Source organism: Candidatus Accumulibacter vicinus, assembly GCF_000584955.1.
Classification (GTDB): Bacteria; Pseudomonadota; Gammaproteobacteria; order Burkholderiales; family Rhodocyclaceae; genus Accumulibacter; species Accumulibacter vicinus.
This window is the reverse complement of the sequence record NZ_JDSS02000037.1, coordinates 229897-238459: the sequence shown is the minus strand read 5'-3', so window position 1 is coordinate 238459 and position 8563 is coordinate 229897. Positions and strand designations below refer to the sequence as shown.

Sequence of the window (8563 nt, the reverse complement as noted above, 5' to 3'; positions counted from 1 at the left end):
CATCGTCCTGGGCAGCAGCCAGATTGCCGGGATCGGCACGGCACAGGTCGCTGCCCTCACCACTGCCCAGATTGCCAGCCTCGGCACCGCCCAGGTCGCCGCGCTGACCACGGCGCAGGTCCGCGCACTGACCACCAATCAGCTTGTCAACGGCCTCACCAGCGCCCAGCTGCAAGCCATCGAGGCGACGGATGTCGCGGCACTCAAGAGCAGCCAGATCGCCGCCCTTGCCACCAGTCAGATCGCCAACCTCGGCACCTCCCAGTTCGCGGCCCTGACTTCTTCACAGATCGGCGCACTCACCGTCAATCAGATTGCCAACGGCCTCACCACCAACCAACTGAGCACCATGGATGCTACCGATGTCTCGGCATTCAAGACCAGCCAGGTAGCCGCGCTGACCACCAGTCAGATCGCCATCGTCCTTGGCAGCAGCCAGATTGCAGGGATCGGCACAACGCAGGTCGCCGCACTCACCACTTCCCAGGTTGCCAGTCTCGGCACCAGCCAGGTCGTCGCATTGACCACGGCGCAGGTCCGCGCACTGACCACCAATCAGCTCGTCAACGGCCTCACCACCACCCAGTTGCAAGCGATCGAGGCGACTGATGTCGCGGCACTCAAGACCAGCCAGATCGCCGCCCTCGCCAACAGTCAGATCGCCAACCTTGGCACCGCTCAGGTCGTGGCGCTGACCACGACTCAGGTCGGCGCACTCACCGCCACTCAGATCGCCAGCGGCCTCACCACGGCCCAAGTGAGCGCGATGGAAGCCGCCGATATCGCAGCTCTGCGAACCAGCCAGATCGTCGCGCTGACCACAGCACAGGCTGCCGCACTCACGGTCACCCAGATCGCCAGCGGCCTGACCACGGCCCAGGTGAAGGCGATGGAAGCCGCTGATGTCGCAGCACTCGGTACCACCCAGCTCGCCGCACTCACCGCTGCTCAGGTTCCCGTCCTGACCCTCAGCCAGCTCGCTGCGATGAGTACGGCTCAGACCTATGCCCTCAAGGGGATGTTCCTGACCACCACACAACTCGCCGCTCTGACCACGGCTCAGGTCAACTCTGCTTCGACGCCACTGATTCTTGACCTCAATGAAGATGGCAAACTGTCGCAGAGCATTTCGTCGGGCGTTCAGTTCGACCTGTTGGCGACCGGCACCAAGGTTCATACCGGCTGGGTTGCCAGCGGTGACGGTCTCCTGGCCATGGACCGCAATGGCGACGGAACCATCAACGATGGCGGTGAATTGTTCGGATCTTCGGTCACGCTGGCCAACGGCGAAAAGGCTGCAGACGGCTATGTCGCCCTGAGCGAAATGGACAGCAATGCCGACGGTATCATCAGTTCGGCAGATGATCATTGGTCGGAGCTGGCGGTTTGGGTAGACGGCAATTCGGACGGAATCAGCCAGTCGGAAGAACTGCGTTCCCTCGAGTCGTTGGAAATAGTCAGACTCGACCTGAATGCGACGAGAACTGCGGTGATGGATGCGGGCAATCTCGTCGGACTGATTTCCAGTTACCAGACCGCTGATGGGACAGATCACGAGATGGCCGACGTCTGGTTCGCGACCGACAGGAACGCCGCAAGCCAGGCAGCGCCGCCTACCACTGCGGCAGCGGCGGTGGATCTCAGAGCGAATGTGGGCAACCTGCTGCAGGCCATCTCCTCGTTCAACATGGGACAGGCAGCGCCCGACCCGAACGCCCCGGGTACCAGCCTCCTGCCTCAACTCGCCCCGCAGGCAAGCATTGCGGCCTTGTTGCAGCAATACGACCCGAACGGCAATCCGTTCGGTGCATTCCAGGCTTCACAGACGGTGGCGACCAACTCGCTGACCAATCCGCCCAGCCTGGATGCGATTACCAAGGGCATGCTCGCGACAGGTAATTAAGCAGCGGTTCAGCCATGCAGCGGGGCCTCATCGGCCCCGCTTCCTTTTTGGGCTGAAAATGATGTCTCATGCCATCCAGGACAGTCTCTCGATTGATCGCAAGCTGCGCGTGCAGCATCCGTCTGTCGCCTGATCTGCGCCAAACGTACCGTCTGAACGGATGATCTTGTTCAATTATTACAATCAGTTATGATTACCCCGCAAAGATCGCCGAGGCCCGTTTTCAGGATATAATCCAGGCTCGTTGTAACAGTGAATGCGGGACGACGGCCTTGAGGGGAGTGGGAGTGGGCGACGATGTATTTGTTTCTCTGCTGATGCAGGCATGGAACGGGCAACTCGAACTGCTGCAACTCATCGACCAGTGCAGCAAACTGGAGCAGGATCGGCGCGCTCCCCTGGCCGCGATCCTCTACCAGACCTGGCTCAAGAGAACCCCTTCGACCCACGCCCATGCGGCGTACTTCAACCTCGGCGCAACGCTGTCGAATCTCGGGGATCTGGCGGCTTCGGAAGAGGCTTACCGGCAGGCGATCGCCCTGTCTCCCGGCTTCATTCAGCCTCGACTCAACCTTGGGCTGGTCCTTGAGCGTCGGGGCTTGCTGGACCAGGCGGTCGAAGAGTGGCTGTGGGTTGAGCGCAATGTTCCCGCCGACACGGATGAATACCAGACTTTCCTGCTGCTTGCCCTGAACAATCTTGGCCGGGTGCTGGAGATCAAAAAAGAATATCGGGATGCCACGGACTATCTCGACAGGAGTCTGTCGATCGATCCCACCCAGTCGGATGTACTCCACCACTGGGTATTCCTGCGCATGAAACAATGCTGTTGGCCAGTTTATCGCCCCACCGGCAAGGTCAGCCCGGAACTGATGGAGAATTCCACCTCCGCCCTGGCCATGCTTGCGATGACCGATGATCCTGCGGTACAGCTGGCCGCCGCGCGACGCTACGCGGACAAGAAGGTACTCAAGGGTCTGCCCTCCCTCGCCAAGCCTGGCGGCTATGGACACCGAAAAATCCGCATCGGCTATTGCTCCTCGGATTTCTGCCTGCATCCGGTCGCGATGCTGATGGTAGAGATGTTCGAATCTCATGACCGGGAAAAATTCGAGGTCTACGCGTATTGCTGGAGCCCGGAGGATGGCTCGGAAGTGCGCAGGCGGGTGATTGCCGCCATGGATCACTTCCAACGTATCGATCAACTCGGCGACGAAGAAGCGGCTTGCCTGATTCGGGAACACGAGATCGATATTCTGGTGGACCTGCAGGGTCAGACTGCCGGCGCCCGAATGAACATGCTGGCCTACCGGCCGGCGCCCATCCAGATCACCTATCTCGGCCTGCCGGCCACCACCGGCCTCCCGTTCATCGACTATGTCATTGCCGACCGCTTCCTCATCCCCGCAGAGGAAGCCCGCTACTATTCCGAAAAGCCCCTCTATATGCCTGACATCTATCAGGTCAGCGACCGGAAGCGGGCGCTGGCTCCCTCCCCTAGCCGGGCAATCTGCGGGCTGCCGGAAGACGGCTTTGTTTACTGCTCATTCAACAACAACTTCAAGTTCACCCCCGAAATGTTCAGCGTCTGGATGAACATTCTGCGCCGCGTGTCCGGCAGCGTGTTGTGGTTACTGGCCGACAATCCCTGGGCCGAAGAAAACCTGCGCCAGGAAGCCATCCATCAGGGCATCGAACCCGCCCGCCTGATCTTCACCGAGCGGGTTGCCCCGGAAAACTATCTGGCTCGCTACCAGATTGCGGACCTGTTCCTCGACACCTTCCCATTCAATGCCGGCACGACCGCGAACGACGCCCTATGGATGGGCCTGCCCGTCCTGACCCGGAGTGGACGTACCTTTGCGTCCCGGATGGCCGGCGCCCTGCTGACCGCAGCCAATCTGGGAGAACTCATCACCTACCAGCTCAGTGACTATGAAGAAAAGGCGGTTGCCCTGGGTCATCGTCGAACCGAATGCCAACGGCTGCGGGCACACCTGATCAGGGAGCGCACTCAGGGAGTGCTGTTCGATACCCCCTTGTTCGTACGCAATCTGGAAAGCCGGTTGTTGCAACTGACCATCCATCCAACGGCCACTTCATCGCCAAGGTGAAGAAAATTCGGACCCCTTGAAAGGACCACCGTGCACCCGGCACAAGCAATGAAACAAACCCCGATAAATCAAATTCACAATCCGGATGTTCTCAACTTCATGCGTAGCGACTATACCGGCGTCGTGGAAGTGGGATCGAGCAGCGGTGCTCTGGCGCGTGCCTATCGCGGCATCAACCCTGGTTGCCGCTATGTGGGCATAGAAATCGATGCGGACTACGCCGAAGCGTCCAGGCAGCATTGCACCGAGGTGATCCATGGCAATGTCGAATATTTATCTGCGGAAACATTTCACCAGCTGGGGGATGCCGACTGCTGGGTATTTGCTGACGCTTTGGAGCATCTTTACGATCCCTGGCGACTGCTGGAGCGCATCAAGGCCAATGCGCGCAGCCGCACCGAAGTGATTGCCTGCATCCCCAATGCACAATACTGGGGCGTCCAGTCCCGGCTCAACGCCGGCCTGTTCATCTATCAGGACTCAGGTCTGTTCGATCGGACCCACATTCGCTGGCTTACCCGCCTGACCATTATCGATCTGTTCAATTCGCACGGATTCCAGGTGCTAAACATGATTGCCCGCCTACTTGATCAACCTACTGATGAAATGGCGGCAGCGATTCGTCAAATGGCGTGTGCATCCGGTAGCGATCCCGAGATGGCCTTACAGGATGCCGTTCCATTTCAATATGTGGTCAAGGCGTTAACGGACGGCTGATGCAAACCGGAAAAATTACTGGCCCGAACCAGGTGACGAATCCTGCGTTGCATCCGGTTTATCTCTATCATATTGCCTACTCTGATAAGACCCTGGCCGAAGTCCCTCCGGGATACCTGATCCTGGACAATGTCGATAGCCCCCGCAATGATTGGCGTGAGTATTGGCCGATTCGCAGATTCCTGATCGATGAAGATCTCGAAGAGCGTGCGTATTATGGTTTTTTTTCACCGCGCTTTCAGGAAAAGACCGGATTGAGCCATGCCCAGGTGAAAACCTTCGTGCAAGCAGCCGGCACAGACACGGATGTGGTTTCATTCAGCCCGCAACCTGACATGGGGGCTTTTTTCCTCAATGTATTCGAACAGGAGGAACTGTTTTCACCGGGTTTTATCGCAGCCAGCGAAAGCTTTTTTTCGGCAGTTGGCATGCCGATCGGTCTGGCGCCGCTGGTCATGGATTCGCGGCAGATCATCTTCAGCAATTTCTTTGCCGCGCGTCCTGCGTTCTGGCGCGCCTGGCTCGATCTCAACGAGCAGTTATTTTCCATCTGCGAAGGGGAGGACTGCGCACTGAAACGGTTGCTGACTGTCGAAACAGCCTACCCAGGCTCCGTGCAGAGAAAAGTCTTCCTGATGGAACGTATGGCGTCCGTATTGCTGACGGTCGATCCCAGGTGGCGTGTACGCGCTTACAATACCTTCGACTGTGCCTGGTCGAATAGCCGCCTGAATCAGTTCAAGCTCGAAGCCGTGCTGAGCGACGCGTTGAAAATCGCGATGAAGGAGCAAGGGTTCCACGATTACAAGGAAGCATACTCGCAGTTGCGCGACAAGTTACGAGAATAATCTTGCGATGGAAAACTCGATCATAATTATCAATGCTGCGGATATCCCCCCAGCGATACAAATCGCCAGGAACCTGTCCTCGTATACCGTTTACACATTCGACCCGATCCTGGTTGACCCAATCTCGTCGAGCGGACTGGGGAACATCATTTATATTCCTTTTGACAATTGCCCGCTCTATCACGAACTGGACGTCAATGCCCGCTCTGCTGCGTTCGACCTGGAGAGGGCACTTGCTCTGGAAGTCAGAGAGATTGTCCCCGAGGTCTCCATAGAGGGATGGCAGCATCTGAATCTGTATTATATTTTAATCACCCTCAAGTGGTACGCGGCACTATGGGAGAATTTTGGTAAGCAACTGGCCGGAACGAAGGTGCACCTCTTCATCTGTGATACCCCCGGCTCATATTACTTCAATTCATTCATTCCCTCGATCCTGCTCTTGTGGCACCTGAAGTGCAATGACATCGAATTTTCAGGTTTTACCTACGGCAGCAAGGATGATGGCAGCCATCTGATCCCTGAGTTACCCGAAGAAAATCAGAATGAAGGACTTGAACAGCTACTGATTCATTTACCGACTTGCTGGTATGACATCAATTATTTTTTCCAGGAAATGATTTCGACTGGAAAAGAACTGATCAATATCGAGGCCAAGAATTTCAATATCCCATTACCCGCAATTAGGACGCTGGCACTGGTCAGATTCGAGAGCACCCTCGCCAATTTGCCGGAAGAGATCCGAACAAAAATTGAAGATTTCTCGCATAAATTATCGGAAACACTGGACCGCATATTGCAGCCATATCTGGTCATACCGAATTACCGCCAACGCCAAACCCAATACCTCAACAACATTTACTGCGCCCAGCTGGTCACCTATTACCAGCTTTCCCGGTATTTCAAAGATTCCAAACCATCAAGAATAGTGTTGTCCGATCACGATGCCGGATTTCATGGCCCGATCATTTCTTTTGCGCAGAAACACTCACTGCCCGTCATTTTTCTACCCCACTCCAAGTGCGTCAATGACATCGAGTTCAGATACAGGAACATCACGGTTCTCAGTCATCCGATACATGGCCAGGAAATTTTCGATGCCAACCACAAGAGCGTACTGAACTTCAAAATCGCTTATCCGGAAACCTTCAGAAGCTCGAGCATCGTTGGCGGGATCAGGACGATTTCTTTGTTACTTAATTCCTTGTCCCTCAATGGGTTTTATTTCACGCGCTATCAACCCTACATGGACGGAATACGACAGATCGTTTCCTGGTGCAACGAGAACGGCATCGTCCTGAAAATACGCTGCAAACCGAGTTATTCCATCATCAGTTTGCTGGAGAGAGATATTGGAGTTTCTGCTGCCGAGCTGATGAGAAACGCCAACGAGACCATGGAGCAGCATGCAGAGAGTTGTGATCTTTGTTTGATGTACGACATGCCAACAACCGGCGTACTACATTTCCTGAAAGATTCGATCCCCGTTCTCAACCCTGTTGTAGAATCCCTGGCGCCCTCCGAGATGACACTGGGCAATGCCAGGCTTGTTCCCCAGGAAAGCGTTGAAAATACGCTTCTCCGATTAAAGTGGTTCACCTCTGACCCGACCACTTTATTTTATTTTCGCGCTGAACAGTTCAGAAATTACATGACCTTGTTTCAGAATGCACGGCCATTGCGAGCGTACTTATAGAGTAGCTGGATAATGGTTGACTCAGGTATCGGCTTCATAGCTGGTACTCGTCAGCCGGGCGCGTGCCGGCCATCGCCATGTCTACCGCCTTCCTGGTCAGGTGCGACGCAAAAAGCTCGATGAAATCGTATTCATAGCGGCGGATGTGGGTTCCCCGCCGCAAACCGATGCGCGTCGTATTCGAACCAAACAGATGCTCGGCGGGCAGCGCCTGCAAGCCGGTATCACGTGTCGGATCAAAAGCCATGCGGGCGATGATCCCCAACCCGAGGCCGAGACTGACATAGGTCTTGATCACATCCGCATCGATCGCGGTGAGCACCACGTTGGGGGTCAGCTCGGCCAGTTCGAAAGCCTTGTTGATGCGCGAGCGCCCGGCAAAAGCCGAGTCGTAGGTGATCAAAGGCCAGCGCACCAGCGCGGCCAGTGACACCGGCTTTTCGGCAAGAATCGGATGTCCGTCGGGAGCGATCACGCAGTGTACCCACTGGTAACAGGGCAGCATCACCAGCTGTGGATACTGATCGAGCGCTTCGGTGGCAATGGCGATATCTGCCTGGCCTTTCAATGTCCACTCGGCGATCTGGGTCGGATGGCCCTGATGCAGTGACAGGCGGACCCTGGGATGCCGGTCGACAAAGCTCTTGACGACGGCCGGCAGGGCGTAGCGCGCCTGGGTATGCGTGGTGGCAATCAGCAGACTACCGGAATCGCCGTCGGCATATTCCTCGCCAACGCGCCGGATATTTTCGGCTTCGCGCAGCATGCGTTCGGCAATTTCAAGCACGGCCCGGCCGGGTTCGGTGATGGCCGTCAGGCGCTTGCCGGCCCTTTCGAAAACGGTGACTCCCAGTTCCTCTTCGAGCAGTCTGATCTGCTTGGAGATCCCGGGCTGTGAAGTAAACAGCGCCTCCGCAGCTCCCGAAACATTCAGACCACGACGCGCGACTTCGACGAGGTAACGGAGTTGCTGGAGTTTCATGGCGATTTGACATTCAATTGGTTATAACAATCTAACCGAATATTCTTTTTCGATCAAATACGGCGGCTGTTACCATGTGCGCCCTCCTTATGTTTTGGCGTGCCATGGACTGGATGTACACCTTGTCGGGCTTTGTCGTCGGCGCTATCGTCGGTCTCACCGGCGTCGGCGGTGGTTCACTGATGACGCCGTTGCTGGTATTGCTGTTCGGCATTCACCCGGCGACGGCGGTCGGCACCGACCTGCTCTATGCGGCAATCACCAAGGCCGGCGGCACCGTCGTGCATGCTCGCAAGGGACACG

At 56.5% G+C, this 8563-nt stretch carries 6 protein-coding genes and 1 pseudogene; 6 read left to right on the top strand and 1 reads right to left on the bottom strand.

Annotation, left to right across the window (positions count from 1 at the left end; translation table 11 throughout):
- The 5 genes and pseudogenes from CAPSK01_RS23510 to CAPSK01_RS16880 form a co-directional block, all read left to right on the top strand.
- A pseudogene (locus tag CAPSK01_RS23510) lies at nt 1-1903 on the top strand (heme utilization protein); the annotation flags it as partial.
- Between the two features lie 287 nt (nt 1904-2190).
- Nucleotides 2191-4017 (top strand): tetratricopeptide repeat protein, encoded by a 1827-nt coding sequence (locus CAPSK01_RS16895; RefSeq protein WP_273703898.1) that lies wholly within the window; start codon nt 2191-2193, stop codon nt 4015-4017.
- Nucleotides 4018-4065: 48 nt separating this feature from the next.
- On the top strand, nt 4066-4734 hold the full coding sequence (locus tag CAPSK01_RS16890; protein WP_034929305.1) for a class I SAM-dependent methyltransferase: 669 nt from the start codon (nt 4066-4068) through the stop codon (nt 4732-4734).
- Nucleotides 4734-5582 (top strand): hypothetical protein, encoded by an 849-nt coding sequence (locus CAPSK01_RS16885; RefSeq protein ID WP_273703897.1) that lies wholly within the window; start codon nt 4734-4736, stop codon nt 5580-5582. The genes CAPSK01_RS16890 and CAPSK01_RS16885 overlap by 1 nt, the downstream gene beginning before the upstream one ends.
- Before the next feature lie 7 nt (nt 5583-5589).
- Nucleotides 5590-7278: a hypothetical protein gene (locus CAPSK01_RS16880; RefSeq protein ID WP_034929302.1), complete on the top strand. Its 1689-nt coding sequence runs from the start codon at nt 5590-5592 to the stop codon at nt 7276-7278.
- Nucleotides 7279-7312: 34 nt separating this feature from the next.
- Here the strand turns inward: CAPSK01_RS16880 and cysB are convergent, their stop codons facing one another.
- Complete coding sequence (cysB, locus tag CAPSK01_RS16875) at nt 7313-8260, bottom strand: HTH-type transcriptional regulator CysB (RefSeq protein WP_034929299.1); 948 nt, start codon at nt 8258-8260, stop codon at nt 7313-7315.
- A 104-nt stretch (nt 8261-8364) separates the two neighbouring features.
- Between cysB and CAPSK01_RS16870 the strand changes: the two genes are divergently transcribed.
- A partial coding sequence (locus CAPSK01_RS16870) for a sulfite exporter TauE/SafE family protein (protein ID WP_273703920.1) occupies nt 8365-8563 on the top strand: 199 nt, incomplete at its 3' end.